Raw genomic sequence first — 24,742 nt, forward strand, 5'->3', positions numbered from 1 at the left:
CATGCTTAAGCTATTTTTATCTTCAGCAGTAAAGATGTTTTTTTATATGCTAATGCGACCAATGTGGCTGTTGCTGTTGGTGTCTGTCTCGTTAATGAGTTTAGTATATGTGAATGGTACCATCACCAATTTGCCGGTTGCGATTGTTGATCAAGATCATACTACCACCAGTCGAAGTCTGATTCGTTCTTTAAATACCAGTTCCAAAATTGATGTGCTTACTTATGAAAATTCATTGCAAGCCTACGATGATATTAACAGCCGTAAGTTATTTGCGGTGTTCACCATTCCACGGGATTTTGAAAAGCGACTATTGAATGGTGAGGATGTGACAATCCCAGCTTATGGTGATGCCTCTAGCCGTTTAGCAAATGGTCTGATACAGGTGGATATTAGAGGAATATATCAACAAATATTGACCGAATATAATACCCGTGTGATGCGGAATAGTGGTTTTTCTGATCCACAGATTAATATCATCTTATCACCAATTAAAGGGCAAACTATGCCGCTTTATAATGCTGGTATCAGTTTTGCGGCGATAACGTTTCCTGGTTTGTTAGTTATGTTATTGCAACATACCTTTTTAATAGCTTCAACACGAACTAATCTAACTTTGCATTCACTGCCACAAGGAAAACCGCCAAAAATTGTCATATTTGGTAGCTTGTGTGGTCTTATTCCGATATGGTTATTTTTGTCTTTAGTTCTGTTTGGATTATGGCCATGGGTGCTTGGTTATCGGCAATTAGCTAGCATACCAGCGATTTTGGTGATGACATTTCCGCTATTATTAGGTGTATTAGGCTTAAGTAAATTACTGACTGAATGTTTACATCGAACCGAGATGATTTACTTAACTTTAGCTTTTTTGACAACACCGGTATTTTATCTATCCGGTACCATATGGCCACTTGATGCCATGCCGTTATGGGTACAAACGGTATCACGGATGTTACCATCAACTTGGGCAACCAATATGATTGCTGGCGTAAATCAGATGGGATTAGGTTTGTCAGATAATTTATTTAATATCTTTATGATTCTATTTCTTGGTGCAATTTATGGTTCGTTAGGCTTTTTTATTGCAGCATTGCGAGAGGGTAAAATCAGAGGATACATCAGAAAAATAAAGAAATTTATGCATTCCAATAATAAAAAAATTGATAATAAACCATCTATTAGTTAGTGCTAATGGATGAATATACTATCAATTACTGATATGATGAATGATTGATTTTTTCGCAAAAAAAAACAGTTATATGGCCAATAAATGTTATCCATGGATTATTAGTTTACGTCCGAAAACATTAGCTTTATCGTTTTCTGCTATTTTGTTGGGCAATGCGCTTGCGTATTGGCAACATTCTTTTGATCTAATTATTATGTTGTTAGCAATGATTACTGCAGCGTTGTTACAAATTTTATCCAATTTAGCCAACGATTATGGTGATGCGGTTAAAGGTGGCGATAAACACAATTTAATCGGCCATCAACGTGGTTTACAGCTAGGTCTAATCACTCTTAATCAGTTAAAAATAGCTATCTGGATCACCATTATATTGTGTGTTTGCTCTGGATTGACTCTACTTTGGTTAGCCTGTAATAACGCTTATCAATTATTAATTTTTATCTTATTAGGTTTATCTTCAATCATCGCAGCAATTACTTATACCGTCGGTAAAAAACCTTATGGCTATATTGGCTTAGGTGATCTATCGGTGTTAATCTTCTTTGGCTTAGTTGGTGTGATGGGCAGTTATTATTTACAGACTAAAACTTTATCGGCATCAATAGTTTTTCCTGCAATAGCTAGTGGTTTGTTGGCAGTGGGAGTGCTGAATATTAATAATTTGCGTGATTATGAAAGTGATAAACAACATCATAAACGGACTTTGATTGTGCTGATTGGTAAAACTTATGGTTGTTGTTATCAGTTAGTTTTGTTAATTGTATCATTATGTTTCTTTGGTTTATTTGCTTATCAACAGTTACACACTTATTGCAGTGGTATCTTTTTATTAACACTGCCGTTGTATCTTAAACATATGTACATGGTGTTTAAATTTAATACGAATAAAGACGCTGTGCCACTATTAGTACAAATGGTCAAACTTGCTTTATTGACTAATTTACTTTATTGTTTAGGTATTATTTTGAGCTAGCTCACGTTTATTCCAAATTTATATCGTTTTACTTCATGTTAGCGTTATACTAGAATCGAATAGATATTACTGTATAAGGAGACTCGACCATGGAATTTGATACATCAATTCTTTGCGATTACTACCCAGAAGATGTGAACGTTGTCGAACCGATATTTAGTAACTTTGGTGGTGTGGCTTCATTTTCTGGCCAAGTTGTCACCGTTAAATGTTTTGAAGATAACGGCATTTTGTACGAAGTGTTACAATCCAATGGTGCTGGGAAAGTATTGGTTATTGATGGCGGTGGTTCGGTGCGTCGAGCATTGATAGATGCCGAATTAATTGATATTGCCCTACAAAACCAATGGGAAGGCATTATTGTTTATGGTGCAGTGCGCCAAGTAGATTATCTTGCTGATGCTGAAATTGGTATTCAAGCACTAGCTGCAATTCCTGTTGGTGCAGAAGATCAAGGTGTTGGCGAAGTTGATATTCGTGTCAATTTTGGCGGTGTAACTTTCTTCTCAGGTGATTTTGTTTATGCTGATAATACTGGCATTATCTTATCTGAAATTGCACTTGAAGTAGACGATAAATAACTTGGTTCTTCTTCGTTATTATTTTTAAAATAAACCGCAGTATTTTTACAGCGGTTTTTTATGTTGAAAAACCCCGTTCCTCAATTTTTTCGATAACTTTATATCGTGCGGTTACGAATATAGCCTCCAGTGACGGTGATAATTAAGCCAGCTATTTCCATATCTAATAATTTAATGGTTAACTCAGGAATGGGTAAATCAACTAGCGTAGCGATTGTATCAACAGCAATAGGCTGATGATGAATAACAGCAAAAATTTCTGGATATAAAACGGTATTACCCTCTTTGTTTTCATGATTATTCTGTCGATTAAGTGATGATAAAAAGCCACTATAATGTTCTAAAATATCGGTTGGTTTAGTAACCAGATAAGCGCCTTGTTGGATTAAATAATGGCTACCATGGCTATTTGGATTATCAATATCACCAGGTAAAGCAAAAACATCACGATTCTGCTCAAGAGCATAACGTGCGGTAATAAGTGAACCACTTTGCTCAGAAGCTTCAAGCACAAATGTCCCTAAGCTCAATCCACTAATAATTCGATTTCGACGAGGAAAGTATACTGCTCTTGCTTTTTCAAATGGGCTAAATTCTGAAATGAGCGCTCCATTTTGAGCTAAAATATCATTTGCCAATCTTAGATTGGCGCGTGGTGTAATTTCCGCTAAACCGCTACCTAATACAGCAATGGTATTGCCGGATACTTCTAGTGCACCACGATGACAAATGGCATCTAAACCGAGAGCGAGCCCACTAGTAACAGTTAAACCATTAATGGCTAATTCGCTAGCAAAATAGCGCCCCCACTGAGCGCCATATTCACTAAATTCACGACTACCCACCATTGCAATTTGTGGAGAGTGTAATAGTTGTTTATTACCCATAACAAATAGCAATAACGGTGGTGAACTGATTTGTTTAAGTAATGTTGGATAATCTGAGTCACAATAAGCAATCAAATGTTTAGCTGGGTTAGCAGTAGCTAACCAATCAAGGATGGGTTCAAAATGAAGATAGGAAATGGCAAAAAAACGACTTTGAAGAGTTTTACAAACGCCTATCTTTTCCAATAATAGTGGTACATTATTTATTTTATTAGGTAGACCAGCACTAAAATATAGACCTATTTTTTCAAAATATCTTATTCTTTTATGGCCAAGCATTGAAATTCGCAATAAAAATTCATATTTACTCATTACAGTCCTTTTATATACATCGTTAGCTTGAACCATATCTAGAATTGATTAGATATATTTTACCAATAGCCAACTAAGGCTATTCATGGGCATAATAAATGTTTACAATGTATACGAAATTGAGAAAACACCAAATTGAGGAGTAGATCGAAGAATTTATGGCTATTTTACCGGTATTACGTTTCCCAGACGAACGACTTCGCACAGTCGCTAAGCCTGTCTCTAATTTTACACCTGAGCTACAAGAAATTATCGATAATATGGTTGAAACCATGTACGCTGAACATGGCATTGGGCTTGCCGCAACGCAAGTTGATGTGCATGAGCAAATTATTGTCATTGACGTGTCAGAAGATAAAAGCCAACTTTATGTGATTATTAATCCAGAAGTGATTAGTCAAGAGGGTGAAACAGGCATTGAAGAAGGATGCTTATCGATACCTGACTGCCGTGGATTTGTGCCTAGATCGGAAAAAATCAAGATTAAAGCGTTAGATCGTAATGGTAATCCTTACGAAATCGATGCTGATGAATTGTTAGCCATCTGTATACAGCATGAAATGGATCATTTAAAAGGTAAACTGTTTGTTGATTATCTCTCGCCATTAAAGCGACAACGTATTGAACAAAAGATGAGAAAACTGACTCGTGAGGAGCAGAAAAATCGATAAAAAAAACCGCCAGCTATTTTGGCGGTTTTTTACTATATAGCCTAACTTTATTTAGCTACAATTACCATTGCTGGTCGAATTAATCGGCCATTAAGTGTATAGCCTTTTTGAATAGTATTAACAATTTGTCCTGATTGATGTTCTGGTGATTCAACCATACTAATTGCTTGATGCAGATCAGGATTTAGCTGTGAATCAGCTGTATTGATAACTTCAATACCAAATTTTTTGACCGTATCTAAAAATGATTTAAGTGTTAATTCTAATCCTTCTACCGTTGCTTTATGTTCAGGATTATTTTTATCGGTAGATTCTAATGCCCGTTCAAGATTATCAATCACCGGTAAAAGTTCATTTGAGAATTTTTCAAGAGCAAATTTACGTGCTTTATCAACATCTTGTTCAACACGTTTGCGTACATTATCGATTTCAGCACGAGCACGAATCATTGCTTCACTCTCGTTTTTCTTAGCAAGTTGCAGTGCTTGTTCAAGTTCGCTAATGCGAGCATCTTTGGCCTTTAACTGATCTTCAACACTTGGTTGTGATGGGGTTTGCTCTTCAGTACTTTGCTCAGCTGGGGTTTCAATGTTTGTTTCATTTTCTGACATATTGTTCTCTTGTTCTGTCATACGGTACTCCAAATTTAGTCGAAAACTTAGTGAATAACAGTTATTATGGGGACAAATTTTATTATTACAAGTTTAACGATAAGATGATATCGTGTTTTTTAATTGATAACTAAAAAATAATGATACTTAAGTCAAAAATGAACAAGGATATTTTATGGGTAGACCATTTAAATGTATTGGTTTGGTTGGGATTCCACGTAAGTTAGAGGCGATAGAAACTCATCAGGTACTTTATGACTGGCTAGTTAACTTAGGTATTGAAGTTTTAGTAGAAGATCGATTAGCTCAATATATTAAATTACCTAGCAATGTCTATGCATCTCTCGATACTATTGGTGAACAAGCAGATTTAGCCATTGTGGTGGGGGGTGACGGTAATATGTTACGTTCCGCTCGTCACTTATCACACTATAAAATCAAAGTAATTGGGGTGAATCGAGGTAATTTAGGTTTTTTAACTGATATTTCTCACGACCATGTCATCGAACAATTAACACCGGTTATTAAAGGTGAATATGACGAAGATTCACGATTTTTACTAGAAGTATCTATCTATAGTGATGGTCAATTGATTAATTCTGGTTTTGCGGTAAACGAAATTGTGGTTACCCCCAATACTGTTGCGCATATGATTGATTATGATGTGTATATCAATGAGCGTAATGCTTTCTCACAACGTGCTGATGGTTTAATTATTGCCACGCCGACAGGTTCGACCGCTTATTCACTTTCTGCTGGCGGGCCAATACTGGCGCCACATTTAGATGCGTTAATTATTACGCCAATGTTTCCACACTCTTTGGCAGTTAGACCTTTAGTGATTAAGAGTGATGATCCTATTCATCTTAAATTTCCAACTACCGCTTTGGATCTTAATATAGCTTGTGATAGCCAAATTATTTTACCGGTTAGGCCAACCCAAGATGTGATAATCCGTCGCTCCAATTATGAATTTAATTTAATCCATACTAAAGACTATGATTATTTTAATAATTTATCGAGTAAGTTAGGATGGTCACAAAAAATGTTTTAAGGGTTGCTATGCTAAGTAACCCTTATTTTCATATTGAAATTATCATTTAAAGATAGATTTATCTTTAAATGATAAAGGTTAAAAGATAAACCGATAATGATGAAAAGATTGCCGCGATCACATCATCAACCATAATGCCAAATCCCCCTGGTACGCGTTTATCAAACCAACGGATTGGCCAAGGTTTGGCCATATCAAAGATTCTAAATGCAACAAAAGCAATCGTTACCCATAAAATCGAAATCTGTGGAATAAAAAATAAAGTTATCCACATACCGACAAATTCATCCCAGACAATATGGCCTGAATCATGAGTATGAGTATCATCTGAAGTTTTTTGGCAAACAAAACAACCAAAAATAAAGGTTACTAAAATAAACACCCAATATAACGTTGGCGTTAAACCGTAGAATAACAGCCATAATGGGATCGCCATTAATGATCCCATAGTACCCGGCATGATTGGCGATAAACCACTACCTAAGCCAACAGCCAAAAAGTGAATGGGATTAGTTAGCTTAAGGTACTTTCTAAAATCTTTATTGCGCTGTTTTTTAGTCATTATGATAAAAATCTTTTGATAAAATTATGCCGACATTAGGTCGGCAAAAAGTTTCTTAGCCAAGTTAAGCTAAGCAAGCAATGATGATAATCAAATATATTATTAGTCTTTAGCTAACGTTGCAACCATTACTGCTTTAATCGTATGCAAGCGGTTTTCAGCTTCATCAAAAACGATGCTATGTTTAGATTCAAAGACTTCATCTGTGACTTCTAAACCATTTTTTAAACCATACTGAGCTGCCATTTGTTTACCAACAGTGGTATTCATATCATGAAATGCTGGTAAACAGTGCATAAATTTGACTTCTGGATTACCAGTTAAATTGATGACATCCTGATTTACTTGATATGGCGTTAATAATTTGACTCTTTCGTCCCAAACTTCTTTTGGTTCGCCCATCGATACCCAAACATCGGTATATAGAAAATCCACATCTTTAACACCATCAGCAACGTCTTGCGTTAAAATGATTTTTGCGCCAGTCGTTTTAGCTATTTCTTGACATTTTTGTACCAATTCTGCTTCTGGCTGACAAGCTTTAGGGGCCACCAAACGAATTTCCATGCCCATAAGTGCAGCACCTTCCATTAATGAGTTACCCATGTTATTACGGGCATCACCTAAATAAGCAAATTTAACACTGCTTAATGCTCGCTCACCAATATGTTCTTGCATGGTCATAAAATCAGCTAAAATTTGAGTTGGATGTGCTTCAGTGGTTAAACCATTCCAAACCGGAACACCAGAATATTTAGCTAAGGTTTCAACAATTTCTTGCCCATAGCCACGGTATTCAATGCCATCATACATTCTGCCTAATACTCGAGCCGTGTCCGCAATTGATTCTTTGTGTCCAATTTGGCTGCCACTTGGCCCTAAATAGGTAACTTGTGCACCTTGATCAAATGCACCAACTTCAAATGCACAACGAGTGCGAGTTGAGTCTTTTTCAAAAATAAGCGCAATATTTTTACCGACTAAATGTTGTTTTTCGGTACCTTGTTTTTTGGCTTTTTTTAATTCAATAGCTAGATTAATCAATTGATTGATTTCTGCTGGAGTAAAGTCAAGTAAACGTAAAAAATGACGTTGATAAAAACCGTGCATACAGAGCTCCTAATAGCCGTAAAAAATTATTAAGATTTTATTTGAATAATTATGCAATTTCAAGTTAAACATTTCATATTTATGTGATATTGGTGTTAAATTATGGAATAGTCTAAAAAATTAGACTTTATTGTTTAATTATTTTTTATAATATCGCTTTTTTTGTTTAAAAAATTGTAATAAAATGGCCAAATATTGTCTCTTTAGAAAACAATTAATTGAATTTTTATTCATAATTATTGATTTTTTAATCAAAAGGTCGTTTAATCATGCAAACTTATGCCCTCCTTATTTTACAAGATGGTTCACAATTTATTGGTAAATCAATTGGTGCTGAAGGCCAAACTGTTGGTGAAGTTGTATTTAATACTTCTATGACAGGGTATCAAGAAATTCTTACTGATCCTTCATATTGTGAACAAATAGTGACATTAACGTATCCGCATATTGGTAATGTTGGTACCAATAGTGCTGATGCCGAATCAACGCAAGTTTATGCAAAAGGATTGATTATTCGAGATTTACCATTAATCGTAAGTAATTATCGCAGCGAAATGGATCTTTCAAGTTATTTAAAAAAACATAATGTGATTGCAATAGCAGATATTGATACACGTCGTTTAACACGTATTTTACGTGAAAAAGGGGCACAACATGGCGTGATTATTACCGCAAATGATAAACAGACCTTACTTGATAAAGCAGAAAATGCCAAACAGCAGGCAGTAGATTATAAGGGTTTAAGTGGTTTAGATCTGGCTCAAGATGTGACGTGCAGTAAAAGTTATACATGGACCAGCAGTATATGGACAATTCAACAAGAGTATCCAATCCCAAAAACAGAAAGTGAACTACCTTACCATGTTGTTGCTTATGACTTTGGTGTTAAACAAAATATTTTAAGGATGTTAGTTGCGCGTGGATGTAAGTTAACTGTTGTTCCCGCTAAAACGCCAGCAGATGAAGTACTGGCATTAAATCCGGATGGTATCTTTTTATCAAATGGCCCAGGAGATCCGGCGCCTTGTACTTATGCTATTGACGCGATTAAGCAGTTTCTGACTACCGATATTCCTGTTTTTGGTATCTGTTTGGGACACCAATTGTTAGCGCTAGCCTGTGGTGCTAAAACGATTAAAATGAAATTTGGTCACCATGGTGGTAACCATCCAGTTAAAGATCTGGAAAATAATAGGGTAATGATTACTGCGCAAAATCATGGCTTTGCTGTCGATGAAAATTCCTTACCTAATCATTTACGAGCTACACATAAATCGTTATTCGATGGTTCATTACAAGGTATTCATCACAATCAAAAACCAGCATTTAGTTTTCAGGGCCATCCAGAGGCAAGTCCCGGGCCTCATGATGCTGCGCCACTTTTTGATCACTTTATTGAATTAATTAAAATTTATAAGCAGGAGCAATAACATGGCTAAGCGAACAGATATTAAAAGTATTCTAATTATTGGCGCAGGGCCAATCGTTATCGGTCAAGCTTGTGAATTTGATTATTCCGGTGCTCAGGCATGTAAAGCATTACGTGAAGAGGGCTATCGAGTCATTTTAGTTAACTCGAATCCCGCAACCATTATGACCGATTCAGAAATGGCTGATGCTACCTATATTGAACCTATCCACTGGACATGTGTGCGCAAAATTATCGAGAAAGAGCGACCTGATGCCATTTTACCGACAATGGGCGGGCAAACGGCATTAAATTGTGCATTAGAGCTTGAAAAACAGGGTGTATTAAAAGAGTTTAATGTTGAAATGATTGGTGCTACTGCCGATGCGATTGATAAAGCGGAAGATCGCAAACGCTTTGATCAGGCGATGAAAAAAATTGGTCTTGATACAGCTCGTTCTGGTATTGCTCACTCATTAACAGAAGCTTATGCGGTATTAGAACAAGTCGGCTTTCCTTGTATTATTCGTCCTTCTTTTACAATGGGGGGAACCGGTGGCGGTATAGCTTACAATCAAGAAGAATTTGAGGAAATATGTACTCGAGGACTTGATTTATCACCGACTAATGAATTACTTATTGATGAATCATTGATTGGATGGAAAGAGTATGAAATGGAGGTCGTGCGGGATAAAAACGATAATTGTATTATTGTTTGTTCGATTGAAAATTTCGATCCTATGGGGATCCACACTGGCGACTCAATCACGGTTGCACCGGCACAAACCTTAACAGATAAAGAGTATCAAATTATGCGTAATGCCTCAATTGCGGTATTACGTGAGATAGGCGTTGAAACTGGTGGTTCAAATGTTCAATTTTCGGTTGACCCAAAAACAGGTCGATTAATTGTGATAGAAATGAATCCTCGGGTATCGCGTTCTTCAGCATTAGCATCTAAAGCAACGGGTTTTCCTATTGCTAAGATCGCGGCTAAATTAGCGGTTGGTTATACACTTGATGAACTCTGCAATGATATTACTGGTGGAAAAACACCTGCTTCTTTCGAACCTACTATTGATTATGTCGTTACTAAGATCCCACGGTTTAATTTTGAAAAATTTGCTGGCTGTAATGATCGCTTAACTACTCAAATGAAATCAGTTGGTGAAGTGATGGCCATTGGCCGAACATTCCAAGAATCCATGCAAAAAGCACTTCGAGGTCTAGAAGTTGGTGCCAGTGGGTTGGACGAAAAAATCGATGATTATAGTGATGAAAAGAATCTAACTAAAATTCGTTATGAATTACAGGAAGCTGGTAGTGAGCGTATTTGGTATCTAGCTGATGCGTTTCGTGCTGGTTTCACGCTGGATGAAATCTTTTTATTAACCCATATTGATCGTTGGTTCTTAGTACAAATTGAAGAGTTAGTCCAAATAGAAAATCGCTTAAAACAGCAAACGATTGAAGATCTTGATCAAGAGGCATTATGGCAGCTTAAGCGCAAAGGATTTTCCGATCTTCGTATCGCCAAACTCCTAGGTTGCCAAGAACAAATAGTGCGAGATCTACGTTGGCAATATGATATTCACTCAGTTTATAAACGAGTGGATACTTGTGCTGCTGAATTTTCAACCGATACAGCCTATCTTTACTCAACATATGAGCAAGAGTGTGAAGCACAACCACAATTTAATCGTAAAAAGATTATGATTTTGGGCGGTGGGCCTAATCGAATTGGTCAAGGCATTGAATTTGATTATTGCTGTGTGCATGCTGCATTGGCTTTACGTGAAGATGGTTTTGAAACCATTATGGTAAATTGTAATCCAGAAACTGTTTCAACCGATTACGATACTTCGGATCGTCTGTATTTTGAGCCAGTTACTCTTGAGGATGTACTTGAAATAGCTTATGTTGAAAAACCTGATGGGGTAATCGTGCAGTATGGCGGTCAAACGCCGCTTAAACTTGCCCGAGCACTTGAACAAGCAGGCGTACCGATTATTGGTACGTCACCTGATGCTATTGATAAAGCTGAAGATCGCAAACGTTTCCAAGCTATCGTTGATAAGTTGCAGTTAAAACAACCTGTAAATGCTACTGTCACAGATCTCGATGAAGCAGTGATTAAAGCTGAGCAAATTGGTTATCCATTAGTGGTTCGTCCTTCTTACGTATTAGGCGGTCGAGCAATGGAAATTGTTTACAATGAACAAGATTTATGCCGTTATTTTAAAAATGCGGTGAGTGAGTCAAATAATGCGCCTGTACTACTTGATCACTTTTTAGATGATGCAATCGAGGTGGATATTGATGTCATTGCTGATGGTGAACAAATTATTATTGGTGGCATTATGGAACATATTGAACAAGCTGGTATTCACTCTGGCGATTCCGCTTGTTCGCTACCAACGTATACATTAAGTCCTGAAATTCTAGCTGAACTGCGTAAACAAGCTAAACAGTTAGCATTCGAGTTAAACGTAAAAGGTTTAATGAATGGACAGTTTGCCGTAAAAGATAATCAAGTTTATCTGATTGAAATTAATCCTCGGGCTGCACGAACGGTACCTTTTGTCTCGAAAGCCACAGGGTTACCATTGGCCAAAATTGCAGCTCGGGTGATGACAGGAAAATTGCTGGCACAACAGAATGTGACTAAAGAAGTGCTGCCTCCTTATTACTCAGTTAAAGAAGTGGTATTACCATTTAATAAGTTTAGTGGTGTCGATCCTATTTTAGGCCCTGAAATGCGCTCAACCGGTGAAGTCATGGGAATTGGTAAAACGTTTGCCGAAGCTTTTGCTAAAGCACAACTTGGTAGTTTATCTAACATGAAAAAATCGGGTAAAGCATTACTTTCAGTTCGTGAACAAGATAAATCAAGACTATTAGAAGTAGCTAAACGTTTAATTGCGCATGGTTTTACGATTGATGCAACCTTGGGTACGGCCAAACTGTTACAACAAGCTGGTATCAGCTGTCAAATCGTTAAAAAAGAGAATGAAGGTCGGCCAAATATCCATGATCATATTAAAAATGGCGAGTACAGTTATATTCTTAACACAACCTCAGGTCGTGCAGCTATTGAAGCATCTAAAATCCTACGCCGTAGTGCTATCCAATATAAAGTCCATTACGATACGACTATGAATGCAGCTTATGCTACGACAGCAGCTTTGGATTACGATCCTGCTGATAGTGTGATACCGTTACAGGCACTTTATCAATAAGCAAAAAGACGAGCTATAGCTCGTCTTTTTTGATTGATCATAATTTATTTTTTAACTCTTGGCTTCAACCATCGCTAAGATATCCGCTTCGGTTAGTTTGTGAGTAGGATTAGCGAAAGCATAACAAATTGGTTTCTTATCGATAAACACTTCTGCAGTAAATTCTAAATCTTTAATATCATCAAAGATCCAAGCAGCAAAATAGTAATTTTGTGTATCTTTTAAACGATAATAAAGATGTGAACCACACTCTTTGCAAAATGTTCTTTCTGCCCATTGTGATGAATTAAAATGACTAATGTTCTCTTGCCCTTCTATCGTTATATCGCCACTATGTGCTAATGTCATTAATGGCCCAGCACTCCATTTACGGCAAGTTTGGCAATGACATGCACTTAAATGTGTATTAGCAAACGGAACCGCTAATTTTACTTTTCCGCATAAACAAGATCCATGATATTGAGTAGACATATTTTTTCCTTTTTCCAATTAATGATTTTGCTAATTGGTTAAATATTAGCATAATGAATAATCAACTAGAATAAGTTTGGCTGTAAAAAATATTGAGGAGTGTATACCGTCTAGTATATAAATTGTCTTTATTTGTTAAGGAATGTATAAAAAAAGGACAGTTAGACTAGTAAGGTATTGCTTTATTATTTTATTGATATAATATAGCCACCTCTTTGACGCGGGGTGGAGCAGCTTGGTAGCTCGTCGGGCTCATAACCCGAAGGTCGTTGGTTCAAATCCAGCCCCCGCAACCAATTTCTCCAAATCTTTCCCCACTTTTATTTATTACTAATCATTATGCAGATTTTGGCACAGCAAGTAATGTTGATACTGCTTCGCTAATACGTCTAGCAATGTAACTATTGTTCATTGTGTATAAATGGATGCCATCAACATTTTGTGAGACTAAATCAACAATCTGATCGATAGCATAAGCAATACCAGCATCACGAAATGCATCAGGGTGATGTTCATATTTTTCCATCATCTGTTTGAACTTTTTAGGTAAATTTACGCCACACATTGAAACCATGCGTTCAATCTGATTTTTATTGGTAACGGGCATAATACCTGCTTCAATTGGTACATTAATATCCATGTCATGTGCTTTATCTAAAAAAGCATAAAAATAATCATTATCAAAAAATAGTTGTGAAATTAGCTGATCGGTACCGGCATTTACTTTTTCTTTTAGATGGATTAAATCTTGTTTAAGCGTCGTTGCTTCAAGATGCCCTTCTGGATAGCATGCGCCAATAACATTAAAATCACCATTTTCTTTAATAAAGGTGACTAATTCGCTAGCAAAACGAAAATCATCTTTTGGTGGTACATTGGGACTGATATCACCACGTAATGCTAAAACATTATCAATTCCGGCACATTTGAGGTCATGAAGAATTTTTAGCATTTCGGCTTTGTCGAAGTTGATCCCTGGTAAATGGGCGACACTTTCAATACCATAAGTATGTTTAACCGCATGTGCAATATCAATTGTAGTTTGGCCATTTAAGCTACCACCGGCACCATAAGTGACACTAATAAAGTCAGGTTTAAAATAACCTAATTCGCGTAATGTGCTATAAATTGTCTCTAATGGTGACGTTTTTTTAGGTGGAAAAACCTCAAAGGAAAATACTGTTTTTTGGTTAAATAATAAATTTGTTTTCATTGGTACCATCCATTCTTGCTATCTTTTTTACTCTACTGACATTACCGCCGCCTATAAAGGCGGCGGTAATTAAGACAGACAAAGCTAATTAACTTTATAAAAAACAGTGTTAATTAAGTGTCTTTCTCACTTCTAAGGTTGCTTGAACTAGGTGTTCTAAGCTTTCAACTACTTCTTTTTCACCTCGAGTTTTTAAACCACAGTCTGGATTAATCCACAATTTTTGGTTATCAATTTTGGCTAATAATTTTTCAATAGTTGCTTTGATTTCAGCTACTGGTGGTACGCGTGGTGAGTGGATGTCATACACACCAGGTCCCACTTCTGTTTTAAAGTTATTAGCTTTAAGCACATCAATTAATTGTAGATTTGAGCGTGATGCTTCAAATGAGATAACATCAGCATCCATCGCATCGATATCTTTAATGATGTCAGCAAATTCGCTATAACACATATGAGTATGAATTTGTGTATCAGCTTGTACTTTGCTGTGAACCAATCTAAACGCTGGAATTGCCCAATCTAGATATTCACTATTCCAATCAGCTTTACGTAATGGTAATTTTTCTTTTAATGCTGCTTCATCAATTTGAATGACTTTGATACCAGCCGCTTCAAGATCTAATACTTCATCACTGATCGCTAAACCAATTTGGAATACCGATTCTTTTTGTGAGATATCTTCACGAGGGAATGACCAGTTTAAGATAGTCACAGGGCCGGTTAACATGCCTTTAACTGGTTTATCAGTTAAACTTTGTGCATATTTTGAATATTCAACAGTAATTGGTTTTGAACGTGAAATATCACCCCAAACAATTGGTGGCTTAACGCAACGTGTACCATAAGATTGTACCCACGCTTTTTCAGTAAATACGAATCCGTTTAAGCTTTCACCGAAGTATTCCACCATGTCATTACGTTCAAATTCACCGTGAACTAATACATCAATACCGATCTCTTCTTGCAGTTTGATACATTCAGCAATTTTTTGTTTATTAAATTCGGTATATTCATTTAAACAAATTTCACCCTTTTTAAATTTAGCTCGATTTAAACGAACATCTGGGGTTTGTGGGAATGAACCAATTGTTGTAGTCGGTAATAATGGCAGATTAAAGGCTTTTTTCTGCTCAGCTTCACGCACTGAAAACTCAGGTAAACGAGTAAAATCAGACTCTTTTAATGCTGCTACTTTTTGACGAACTACTTGGTTAGCTCCTTCACGCTCACGGGTAAAGAGTGTTTGGTTCGCTTTATAAGCAGCATTATTATCTGGATTTGCTTCATTAAGTAATTGGCCTAATTCAGCAAGCTCTTGTAGTTTTTCCTGAGCGAAAGCAAAATAAGCACGTTGTTGAATAGTTAATTTAGTCTCATTTTGTAATGTATAAGGTACATGCAATAATGAGCATGAAGTATTCACCACAACGTTTGCAGCTTTTTGTTTAATTTTAGCTAATAAAGTTAAAGTTTTTTTGTAATCATTTTTCCAAATATTTTTACCATTAACGACACCTGCAAATAATACTTTTTCAGCAGGGAAGCCATTATTTTCAAGTAAGGCTAAAGTTTGTTTACCTTCAACAAAATCAAGACCAACACCATCAAAAGGTAATGCAACAAGTTCTTTATAACAGTCACGTACATCACCAAAATAAGTTTGTAATACGACTTTAGTTTTACCTTTAACAGATAAAATAGCTTGATAAATTTCGTTAAATAACTCGATATCTTGTTGAGTAAGATCAGTCACTAAAATTGGTTCGTCAATTTGAATCCAATCAGTGCCAAGATCAGTGAATTTTTGAATGATTTCTTGATAAGCTTTAATAATATCAGCTTTAAAATCAACTAATTGCTTACTACCTAAGTATTGAGCTAATTTGAAAAAGGTTAAAGCACCAATGACAACAGGTTTAGTTTGAATGCCGAGTTCTTTTGCTTCTTGGTATTCATCAAATGGTTTGCTACTGGCAATTTTTATTTCTAGTGAATCTTCGATTTCAGGAACAAGATAGTGATAATTGGTATTGAACCATTTTTTCATAGCTAATGCGCGAACATCACCTTTATCGCCTTGATAACCACGAGCCATAGCAAAATAACGATCGAGTTCAGGTAAACCTAAATCTTGATAACGTTTTGGTACAACATTTAGTAAACATGCTGTGTCGAGAACTGCATCATAAAATGAGAAGTCATTTGATGATATAAATGCTATTTTTTGAGCAGCTTGTTGATTTAAATGTTCTGCACGTAGCGCTTTTGCTTCACTTAATAGTTCAGCTTGAGTTTTGTTTCCTTTAAAATAAGCTTCGGTAGCAAATTTTAATTCACGAAGCTTACCAACACGTGGATATCCAATAACAGCAGTATTCATTTTATTTTCCTTTCATTTCATCGCAGTTCTTTAGTAGATAAAAAGATAACAAAAAAAATTGTTATTGAATAATTATAGTTTTTTATGGATTGATATAGTTTTTAACTATAACAAAATAATCTAGCATTTTTATCTAAATTAAAATTAGATATATTTATTTAATAACGGCATATAAGATAATAATAAATTTTAGAACATGATCAATAATAGTTACTATGTGTATTATTCTTTATTTAATTTACTTTCTTGAACTTACATTGATCTGTCCATCATTAGGTAATGACCATCTTGGTGTTGTGACTGCTCAGTCGATTTTGAACTTTTTTATTATCGTTTTTTTCTTTTTTAACTGTAATGTCAATATTCTGTATTGCCTATTTAAGTCACGTAAACATTGGTTTGATTATCTTGCGGTTGGCTTATTGTATGCGGTTATTATTTTTATTCCGGTAAACAATTTCATGGTGGAAAAGACAAAGGAAGCTCGTCAATCACACTGGCTTGAGCGACAACTTAGTGATATAAAGGCGGAAAGAGTAGAGAAGATTAATCTAAATATTTTACAAATATGATTAATAATTAATTTATATAGTTAAGATTCAAAACCCTCCTATCTTGATTGGGATAGAAGGGGAGCAAACAATATTTATTTTTGCCATTCGCCTCGGATTGGTCTGGAAAAGTGCGCTAGAACTGCAATCATACAGATCTCGATAGAAACACCCCAATAAATATGGCCTAGAATTTCACTCCATAATTCATAGCCATTTAAATTCCACAACCAACCAATTGTTCCTTCTGGTGCGTAAGCAGGATGGCGGAAACCTAATAAAGGAATTAAAAATCCGTGCATGACAACGGTAATAATTAGACCATAAAACGCCCCATACCAAAGTCGGATTTTATTCCAAAAATAAGCAATAAATACATAAACAAAAGCAAAAGCGAAACTGAATAACCAGTGATAAAGAGTGACTGCACCTAAAACATTGGTTCCTTGATAAATATAATCAAGCGAGTGAGAATTGATGCCTAACCAACCAAGCCAAGCATCAATATGTGCCGCTGGTGGCGAAATTTCACCAGGAACTCGAGGGGGCATATTAACTTCAGATCCCCACTTTACTAATGAACTTATAAAACCACCAATAATTGTTGTCCAGATGATAATTTGACGATTTGTTTTATTTCCAAACATGTGACTTATTCCTTACTATATTAAATAGATTTTCAAACGAGAATAGACAATAATTTAGATCAGTTTACTGCCACTTAACACTGCTGATTGTTTTATAAAATAATCGGTTACCTAAAACGATATTATTTAGTTTTTTGATAACGATTTGGGATGGACTTCTGTATCTTTAATCAGTCATAATAGGCATAGCCATACCTATATAAACTAATCTTGAATAAATAATATACACGCTTAAATATAAATAATACACATTATCATCATAATTTTTAAAAATAACCATAAATGAGTTGTTATTAATTGATAATGATTCTCATTATCATGTATAATGCCGATATATCCATTTAGAGGTTTTAATTATGTTAAAAATATCTACAGTAAGTCTTGAAGAGATTAATAATACGGTTCATATTCCCAACCCTAATGCTGGTTTTTTTCGCAAACTGTGGGCTTTTTCTGGACCAGGGGCTTTAGTTGCTGTTGGTTATATGGATCCTGGGAATTGGATAACCTCAATTCAAGGTGGGGCTCTTTATAGTTATTTACTATTATCAGTAATATTAATTTCTAGCCTGATAGCCATGTTGTTACAAGCGATGTGTGTAAAAATAGGCATCGTTACAGGCATGGATCTTGCTCAAGCAACTAAATCGATGGTTGGTAGAAAAGTGGCTTTTTGTTTATGGATATCCACTGAATTAGCTATTATTGCCACAGAAATTGCAGAAGTAATTGGTAGTGCTGTTGCCTTAAACCTATTATTTGATATTCCATTATTAATTGGGGTTTTATTAACGGTATTTGATGTGGTTATTTTGTTAATTCTAATGCGTTTTGGTTTTAGAAAAATAGAAGCTATCGTTTTTTGTTTAATTGCGACAATATTTATTATCTTCACTTATGAAGTGTTAAGGGCATCTCCAGAATTCAGTGACATTATAAATGGTTTTATTCCTCGAACAGATATTTTTACTGCCTCAATCAAAGGCCATGATTCAGCATTGGTTATTGCGCTGGGCATTGTTGGTGCAACTGTTATGCCACATAATTTATATCTACACTCTTCTATCGTTCAAACCAGAAAATATGACAGAAAGAATCGAACTAGTCTAAAAGATGCAATTAAATATGCCACCATTGATTCCAATATACAGTTATCCTTTTCGTTCATCATCAATTGTCTATTATTGATTCTTGGTGCTGCCCTTTTTTATGGCAATAATCCCGATGATCTTGGTCGATTTACACAGCTATATGATGCTTTGAAAGACCCACATATGGTGGGGCCAGTAGCGAGTTCAGTTATGGCTACTTTATTTGCTGTGGCATTACTGGCATCCGGTCAAAATGCAACAATTACGGGTACATTGACAGGGCAAATCGTTATGGAGGGATTTATCAATTTATCGATTCCTCTTTGGGCAAGACGAATAATTAGTCGTGGATTGGCGGTGACTCCGGTTATTTTATGTATTTATATTTGGGGAGATAGAGAAAATATTGTCGAAAATTTATTAATTTATACTCAAGTATTTTTGAGCATCGCTTTACCGATATCCATGGTGCCTTTAATTTGGGTCACTTCAAATAAAAAAATTATGCAGGAGTTTGTTAACCGTAAGTTAACTACTATTTTAGGCTGGATAGCAACTATTTCGTTAGTGATATTAAATTTACAACTAATTTATGAAGTGATTAGTTCATTATATTAACTAACTATAACATCAACTTATATATAAACTAATGATTGGTCAAAACCATTGATTCAGTTGTTATCAATGGTTTATTTTTTTCTTATCAATTGACGACCCCCTTTTATCGATTTGCTTAATTATTAAGCGAAAGAATCAGTTTTGCAAGTAAGGTAAAATCAAGATAGCAACGTAATTCTAGTTAAAATAATAAAATTAAATCGTAATTTTATTTAAAAAGCTGTATTTATTTACAGTGTTTTTGTTGGTATACTTGTACTAATTTTAATCAGCTGCATGTGTTTATTTAATTATTATGATAACTCAACTTACTATTAATAATTTTGCTATTGTCGATCAGTTGTTAGTTGATTTTACAACAGGGATGACCGCAATTACAGGGGAAACTGGGGCCGGTAAATCGATTGCGATTGATGCTTTAGGACTATGTTTAGGTAATCGTTCAGATGCCTCTGCCATTCGTAATGGTGCAGAACGAGTAGATATTTCAGCTAGTTTTATCCTTGATGACACACCAGCGGCATATGCATGGTTAACTGAAAATCAACTTGATGAAGGTAATGACTGTATTTTACGACGAGTCATCAATCAAGATGGGCGTTCTAAAGCATTTATTAATGGGCGAGCTGTACCAATTTCACAATTAAAAGATTTAGGACAAATGCTAATTCAAATTCATGGCCAACATGAACATCAGCGTTTGTTAAAAAGTGATTATCAACAAATATTACTTAATCACTATATGCATGAACCGAACTTATTATCGCAAATGCAACAGGCCTATAAGCAATGGAAAACGGCTAGCCAAGCTTATCAACAATATCAATCCTCAAAACAAGAACGTGATGCACATGTTCAATTATTGCAATATCAGTTAAAAGAATTAAATGAATTTTCGCCGATTGAAGGGGAATATCAACAAATTGATGAGGAATATAAGAAGTTAGCCAATAGTGAACAGCTAATTAACCTTAGTCAACAATCGATAATGTTACTCGACGAAGCTGATGAGTACAATGTAAGTAATATGCTTAATAGTGTTAAACATATTATTAATGATTTAGCTGCATTAGATCCATCCTTAAATAATGTTTCGGCAATGCTAGAAGAAGCCACTATCCAAATTAAAGAAGCTTGCTATGAATTACGTCATTATAGTGAAAGTTTAGAGTTGGATCCGGCAAGAGTGATGCAACTTGAACAACGCTTATCAAAACAGATTGCTTTGGCACGTAAGCACCATGTGTCACCGGAAGCATTACCTGAATTACATCAGAGTTTACTTAATGAATTTAAACAGATTAATCAGCAAGATGAACAAGGTGAACAGTTAAAAGATCAGATCAAAAAATATCAACAAATTGCTGTAGAATTAGCAACTAAATTACACCAAAAACGCTTAACAGCTAGCAAAACACTAGCTAAAAAAGTATCGGCTACTATGCATGAACTATCTATGCCAAATGGTAATTTCAGTATTGATATAACATTCGATGAAAACCGCTTGAATGAAGATGGTGCAGATCAGGTGTCCTTTTTAGTTAGTACCAATGCAGGACAAATTGCACAACCTTTAGCAAAAGTCGCATCTGGCGGTGAATTATCTCGTATTGCTTTGGCTATACAAGTTTTAACAGCGCAAAAAATGGATACACCGGTACTGATTTTTGATGAAATTGATGTTGGTATTAGCGGACCTACTGCCGCTAAGGTGGGACAGTTATTAAGACAACTAGGTGAATCAACTCAAGTTATTACTGTGACACATTTGCCACAAGTAGCGGGTCAAGCTAATCAACATTACTTTGTAAGTAAACAAACCAATGGCAAACAGACAGCGACTGATATGCAAAGATTAGATAAAAATGGTCGCTTAAATGAGTTAGCTAGGTTATTGGGCGGCGATAAAATTACAGATGCGACATTAGCCAATGCGAAAGAGTTACTTATTATCTAATTTAATTATGGTAATATAACGACTTTAATTTTGGACTGAGGATAGCTAGAATTATGAGCTTATCTGGTAAAAATATTTTATTAGGCATAACGGGTGGCATTGCTGCTTATAAATGTCCAGATCTTGTCCGCCATTTAAAAAAGTCTGGTGCACAAGTACGAGTTGTGTTGACTGAGTCCGCTAGCCATTTTGTCGCACCAATGACTTTACAAGCGGTGTCTGGTAATGCAGTTTCAAAAGAGTTATTCGATCCTACTGCTGAACTCTCAATGAGCCATATTGAATTAGCTAAATGGGCTGATTTAGTATTAATTGCTCCGGCTACAGCGAATATCATTGCTAAGATGGCAAATGGTATTGCCGATGACCTGTTATCGACGATGTGCCTTGCAACGCCAGCCAAAATTGTCATCGCACCAGCGATGAATCAACAGATGTATAAAGCTGCCGCAACGCAGCAAAATTTAGCGACATTAGAATCACGCAATACATTAGTTTTAGGTCCAGATGAGGGTTTTCAAGCGTGTGGTGACATTGGTCCTGGTCGCATGGTTGAACCGACAACTATTGTTGAAAGTATTAATAACTATTTTTTAGCTAATTCTGAACTCGCGGGAACCACCATTACCGTCACAGCTGGTCCTACCATTGAAGAGCTTGATCCAGTCCGTTATATCAGTAATTATAGTTCTGGTAAAATGGGTTTTGCCATTGCAAAAGCGGCGGCCGAAATGGGGGCAACAGTAAACTTAATTAGTGGTCCAGTTAATTTAACAACACCTAACAATGTTAATCGCATTAATGTAAAAAGTGCTAAACAGATGTATGATGAAGCATTGGTTTTGGCAGAAAAATCTGCAATTTTTATCTCTTGTGCGGCTGTTGCCGATTATCGAGCAGAGACTATTGCTAAAAATAAAATTAAAAAAACTGATGATAGCAATGAACTTGTGATTAAATTAGTTAAAAATCCGGATATTGTTGCCAGTATAGCTGGATTAAAAGAACACCGTCCATTTGTCGTTGGTTTTGCCGCTGAAACGAATGATGTAAAGACCTATGCCCTTAAAAAATTAACTACAAAAAATTTAGATCTGATTTGTGCTAATGATGTATCGGACCATAATATAGGTTTTAACTCTGATCAAAATGCATTAACACTTTATTGGCAAAATGGCGAACAAACGTTACCATTAAGCAGTAAACAACAATTAGCAAAACAGTTACTTCAAGCAGTTATAACACGATATAAAGCGAGTCATGATGAAAAGAAAAATTGATATTAAAGTATTAGATAGACGTTTAGGTAATGAGTTTCCACTGCCAACTTATGCAACCGAAGGTTCAGCAGGTATCGATTTAAGAGCAATGTTTGATAAAACTACCGAAATCAAACCAGGCGAAACGATTTTAACTCCAACTGGTTTATCTATGCATATTGCTGATCCTAGCTTAGCTGCATTAGTGTTACCTCGTTCAGGACTTGGTTCAAAAAATGGTATAGTTCTTGGTAATTTAGTTGGTTTAATCGATTCTGATTATCAAGGTCAGCTATTTGTACCAGTTTGGAACCGTAGCCAAACTCCATTTATTATTGAAGCTGGTGATCGTATTGCGCAATTAATTATTGTACCTGTGGTACAAGCAGAATTTAATATTGTTGATGAATTTGTTGAATCAACACGCGGTGAAGGTGGATTTGGGCATTCAGGTAAGAAATAATCGTGAGTAGCAAAAATAAAAATCGTAAAGAAGATATTCTGCAAGCATTGGCAGCTATGCTTGAATCTAATGAAGGTACGCAACGAATAACAACAGCTAAGTTAGCCGCAACGGTTGGTGTTTCTGAAGCAGCATTGTATCGACATTTTCCTAGTAAGACGAAAATGTTTGAGAGCTTAATTGTTTATATTGAAGATATTTTGCTTTCTCGTATTAATGTGATTATGCAAGATGAACCAAATACCTTTGCTCGACTGCAACTTATTTTAGCCTTAATACTTGGTTTTTCTGAAAAAAATCCTGGCCTGACTCGTATCATGACTGGGCATGCCTTAATGTTTGAACAAGAACAGTTACAAGATCGAATTAGTCAATTATTTGAACGAATCGAAACTCAGATAAAGCAAGTCATACGAGAAAGAAAAATTCGCGAAGGTATTGCTTTTAATACTGATGAACGTATTTTAGCTAGTCAATTGCTTGCATTTTGTGAAGGAATGATGGCGCGTTATTCTCGTTCAGGTTTTAAGTATCTACCTACAACAAACTTTGAAACCCGTTGGGCTTTATTAGCAAAACAGTTAGTTTAACTCGACTTACTAACAATTATTGTTCTAACTATTTCTGTTATTATTACAGAGGATAATTTCATGAATTTTGAAAATATAACCAATCAGATTCTATTCTTTATAGAAAAATATGATGGGGTAGTATTAAGTTATGTAGCGCATTTTTGTTTTGCCATTCTTATTTTTATTATTGGCCGAACAATTGCTAAATTTGTTGCTCGTCAGCTAAGAAGAATATTAACTAATCGTCACGTTGATCCAACTGTAGTTAAATTTGTCAGTTCTTTATCCTATTACGCCATTATTGTAATGACTTTAGTTGCTGTACTGGGACAATTAGGTGTCCAAACAGCATCAATTGTTGCCGTGATAGGTGCTGCCGGATTAGCTGTCGGTTTAGCTTTACAAGGATCTTTATCAAATTTTGCTGCTGGCGTGATTTTAATTATTTTTCGTCCTTTCAAAGTCGGTGAGACAGTGGTTATTAATAACCAAAGAGGGGTGATTGATTCTATTCAAATTTTTTCAACGACTATTGTTACACCAACTAATGAAGTTGTTGTCATTCCAAATGGGCAAGTGGTTAGTGCTAATATTATTAACTATACCCGTTTGCCAGAAAGACGTTTAGATTTAGTCGTTAATGTTGGTTATGATTCAGATATTCAAAAGGTTTATCAAGTTTTAAATCAAGCAGTGAATAAAACGAATAATATCTTAACAAGTAAAGATTCAATTATCCGTTTGGATTTATTGGATGCTTCATCGATGAATTTTAATGTTTTAGTTTGGACTCTCAATGCCAATTATGGGTCAGTAAAAGCTGAACTGCTTGAAAATATTAAAAATGGCTTAACTGAAAATGGTATCAACATTCCATATCCAACGATGGATGTAAATGTAAACTCTCAATCATAATT

Annotated in this window: 22 protein-coding genes and 1 tRNA gene; 15 read left to right on the forward strand and 8 right to left on the reverse strand. The window is 35.5% G+C overall.

The features are described from left to right. Nucleotide 1 precedes the first annotated feature (1 nt). The 3 genes from H3T80_RS09845 to rraA all read left to right on the forward strand — a co-directional run bounded on the left by H3T80_RS09845 (nt 2) and on the right by rraA (nt 2,746). Nucleotides 2–1,189, forward strand: coding sequence for an ABC transporter permease (locus H3T80_RS09845; RefSeq protein ID WP_065652037.1), 1,188 nt, complete (start codon nt 2–4; stop codon nt 1,187–1,189). Between the two features lie 40 nt (nt 1,190–1,229). Further along, on the forward strand, nt 1,230–2,165 hold the full coding sequence (locus tag H3T80_RS09850; RefSeq protein WP_232350174.1) for a 1,4-dihydroxy-2-naphthoate polyprenyltransferase: 936 nt from the start codon (nt 1,230–1,232) through the stop codon (nt 2,163–2,165). Nucleotides 2,166–2,254: 89 nt separating this feature from the next. Then, a complete protein-coding gene (rraA, locus tag H3T80_RS09855; protein ID WP_086358333.1) occupies nt 2,255–2,746 on the forward strand; it encodes a ribonuclease E activity regulator RraA in 492 nt (163 codons plus the stop codon). Between the two features lie 98 nt (nt 2,747–2,844). Here the strand turns inward: rraA and dprA are convergent, their stop codons facing one another. Continuing rightward, nucleotides 2,845–3,945, reverse strand: coding sequence for a DNA-processing protein DprA (gene dprA, locus H3T80_RS09860; protein WP_181414709.1), 1,101 nt, complete (start codon nt 3,943–3,945; stop codon nt 2,845–2,847). A gap of 158 nt (nt 3,946–4,103) precedes the next feature. Here dprA and def point away from each other — a divergent pair, with 158 nt between their 5' ends. Continuing rightward, nucleotides 4,104–4,616, forward strand: coding sequence for a peptide deformylase (gene def / locus H3T80_RS09865; RefSeq protein ID WP_110448742.1), 513 nt, complete (start codon nt 4,104–4,106; stop codon nt 4,614–4,616). A gap of 47 nt (nt 4,617–4,663) precedes the next feature. Here the strand turns inward: def and grpE are convergent, their stop codons facing one another. Further along, entirely contained in the window at nt 4,664–5,248 is a 585-nt protein-coding gene (grpE, locus tag H3T80_RS09870) for a nucleotide exchange factor GrpE (protein ID WP_086363534.1), read from the reverse strand. Nucleotides 5,249–5,402: 154 nt separating this feature from the next. On the opposite strand from grpE, the gene nadK reads away from it, so the two are divergent. Beyond that, the gene (gene nadK, locus H3T80_RS09875; protein WP_086358329.1) at nt 5,403–6,281 is read left to right on the forward strand and encodes an NAD(+) kinase; all 879 of its coding nucleotides are present in this window, start codon (nt 5,403–5,405) and stop codon (nt 6,279–6,281) included. 64 nt (nt 6,282–6,345) lie between these two features. Here nadK and H3T80_RS09880 read toward each other — a convergent pair whose 3' ends face one another. Together H3T80_RS09880 and argF are read right to left on the reverse strand one after the other, a co-directional pair. Then, nucleotides 6,346–6,843 (reverse strand): phosphatidylglycerophosphatase A, encoded by a 498-nt coding sequence (locus tag H3T80_RS09880; RefSeq protein ID WP_198201571.1) that lies wholly within the window; start codon nt 6,841–6,843, stop codon nt 6,346–6,348. A 102-nt stretch (nt 6,844–6,945) separates the two neighbouring features. Continuing rightward, nucleotides 6,946–7,953, reverse strand: coding sequence for an ornithine carbamoyltransferase (gene argF / locus H3T80_RS09885; protein WP_086363536.1), 1,008 nt, complete (start codon nt 7,951–7,953; stop codon nt 6,946–6,948). 269 nt (nt 7,954–8,222) lie between these two features. Between argF and carA the strand changes: the two genes are divergently transcribed. Then, nucleotides 8,223–9,383, forward strand: coding sequence for a glutamine-hydrolyzing carbamoyl-phosphate synthase small subunit (gene carA, locus H3T80_RS09890; RefSeq protein WP_198201572.1), 1,161 nt, complete (start codon nt 8,223–8,225; stop codon nt 9,381–9,383). 1 nt (nt 9,384) lies between these two features. Further along, nucleotides 9,385–12,600: a carbamoyl-phosphate synthase large subunit gene (gene carB, locus H3T80_RS09895; RefSeq protein WP_198201573.1), complete on the forward strand. Its 3,216-nt coding sequence runs from the start codon at nt 9,385–9,387 to the stop codon at nt 12,598–12,600. A gap of 51 nt (nt 12,601–12,651) precedes the next feature. Here the strand turns inward: carB and H3T80_RS09900 are convergent, their stop codons facing one another. Next, nucleotides 12,652–13,071 carry a GFA family protein gene (locus H3T80_RS09900; protein WP_198201574.1) on the reverse strand — a complete coding sequence of 140 codons (420 nt, stop codon included), beginning with the start codon at nt 13,069–13,071 and terminating at the stop codon, nt 12,652–12,654. A 219-nt stretch (nt 13,072–13,290) separates the two neighbouring features. Here H3T80_RS09900 and H3T80_RS09905 point away from each other — a divergent pair. Further along, nucleotides 13,291–13,367, forward strand: a tRNA-Met gene (locus H3T80_RS09905). A gap of 41 nt (nt 13,368–13,408) precedes the next feature. On the opposite strand, the gene metF is transcribed toward H3T80_RS09905, so the two are convergent. Continuing rightward, the gene (metF, locus tag H3T80_RS09910) at nt 13,409–14,284 is read right to left on the reverse strand and encodes a methylenetetrahydrofolate reductase [NAD(P)H] (RefSeq protein WP_198201575.1); all 876 of its coding nucleotides are present in this window, start codon (nt 14,282–14,284) and stop codon (nt 13,409–13,411) included. Nucleotides 14,285–14,393: 109 nt separating this feature from the next. After that, nucleotides 14,394–16,667 (reverse strand): 5-methyltetrahydropteroyltriglutamate--homocysteine S-methyltransferase, encoded by a 2,274-nt coding sequence (gene metE / locus H3T80_RS09915; RefSeq protein ID WP_198201576.1) that lies wholly within the window; start codon nt 16,665–16,667, stop codon nt 14,394–14,396. 215 nt (nt 16,668–16,882) lie between these two features. On the opposite strand from metE, the gene H3T80_RS09920 reads away from it, so the two are divergent. Next, nucleotides 16,883–17,239, forward strand: a complete 357-nt coding sequence (locus H3T80_RS09920; protein ID WP_198201577.1) for a hypothetical protein — start codon at nt 16,883–16,885, stop codon at nt 17,237–17,239. Nucleotides 17,240–17,313: 74 nt separating this feature from the next. Here the strand turns inward: H3T80_RS09920 and H3T80_RS09925 are convergent, their stop codons facing one another. Next, a complete protein-coding gene (locus H3T80_RS09925) occupies nt 17,314–17,865 on the reverse strand; it encodes a DUF1440 domain-containing protein (RefSeq protein ID WP_110448736.1) in 552 nt (183 codons plus the stop codon). 356 nt (nt 17,866–18,221) lie between these two features. Here H3T80_RS09925 and H3T80_RS09930 point away from each other — a divergent pair, with 356 nt between their 5' ends. The 6 genes from H3T80_RS09930 to H3T80_RS09955 all read left to right on the forward strand — a co-directional run bounded on the left by H3T80_RS09930 (nt 18,222) and on the right by H3T80_RS09955 (nt 24,740). After that, the gene (locus tag H3T80_RS09930; RefSeq protein WP_110448735.1) at nt 18,222–19,574 is read left to right on the forward strand and encodes an Nramp family divalent metal transporter; all 1,353 of its coding nucleotides are present in this window, start codon (nt 18,222–18,224) and stop codon (nt 19,572–19,574) included. Between the two features lie 295 nt (nt 19,575–19,869). Next, nucleotides 19,870–21,531 (forward strand): DNA repair protein RecN, encoded by a 1,662-nt coding sequence (gene recN / locus H3T80_RS09935; protein ID WP_198201578.1) that lies wholly within the window; start codon nt 19,870–19,872, stop codon nt 21,529–21,531. Nucleotides 21,532–21,581: 50 nt separating this feature from the next. Continuing rightward, nucleotides 21,582–22,811, forward strand: coding sequence for a bifunctional phosphopantothenoylcysteine decarboxylase/phosphopantothenate--cysteine ligase CoaBC (gene coaBC, locus H3T80_RS09940; RefSeq protein WP_370548400.1), 1,230 nt, complete (start codon nt 21,582–21,584; stop codon nt 22,809–22,811). Continuing rightward, on the forward strand, nt 22,795–23,253 hold the full coding sequence (gene dut, locus H3T80_RS09945) for a dUTP diphosphatase (RefSeq protein ID WP_198201580.1): 459 nt from the start codon (nt 22,795–22,797) through the stop codon (nt 23,251–23,253). Before coaBC ends, dut begins: the two co-directional genes overlap by 17 nt. A gap of 2 nt (nt 23,254–23,255) precedes the next feature. Beyond that, nucleotides 23,256–23,843 carry a nucleoid occlusion factor SlmA gene (gene slmA, locus H3T80_RS09950; protein ID WP_294893235.1) on the forward strand — a complete coding sequence of 196 codons (588 nt, stop codon included), beginning with the start codon at nt 23,256–23,258 and terminating at the stop codon, nt 23,841–23,843. A 60-nt stretch (nt 23,844–23,903) separates the two neighbouring features. Then, complete coding sequence (locus tag H3T80_RS09955; protein WP_198201581.1) at nt 23,904–24,740, forward strand: mechanosensitive ion channel domain-containing protein; 837 nt, start codon at nt 23,904–23,906, stop codon at nt 24,738–24,740. Nucleotides 24,741–24,742 lie beyond the last annotated feature (2 nt).

It is taken from the genome of Gilliamella sp. W8145 (assembly GCF_016101145.1).
GTDB lineage: Bacteria > Pseudomonadota > Gammaproteobacteria > Enterobacterales > Orbaceae > Gilliamella > Gilliamella apis_A.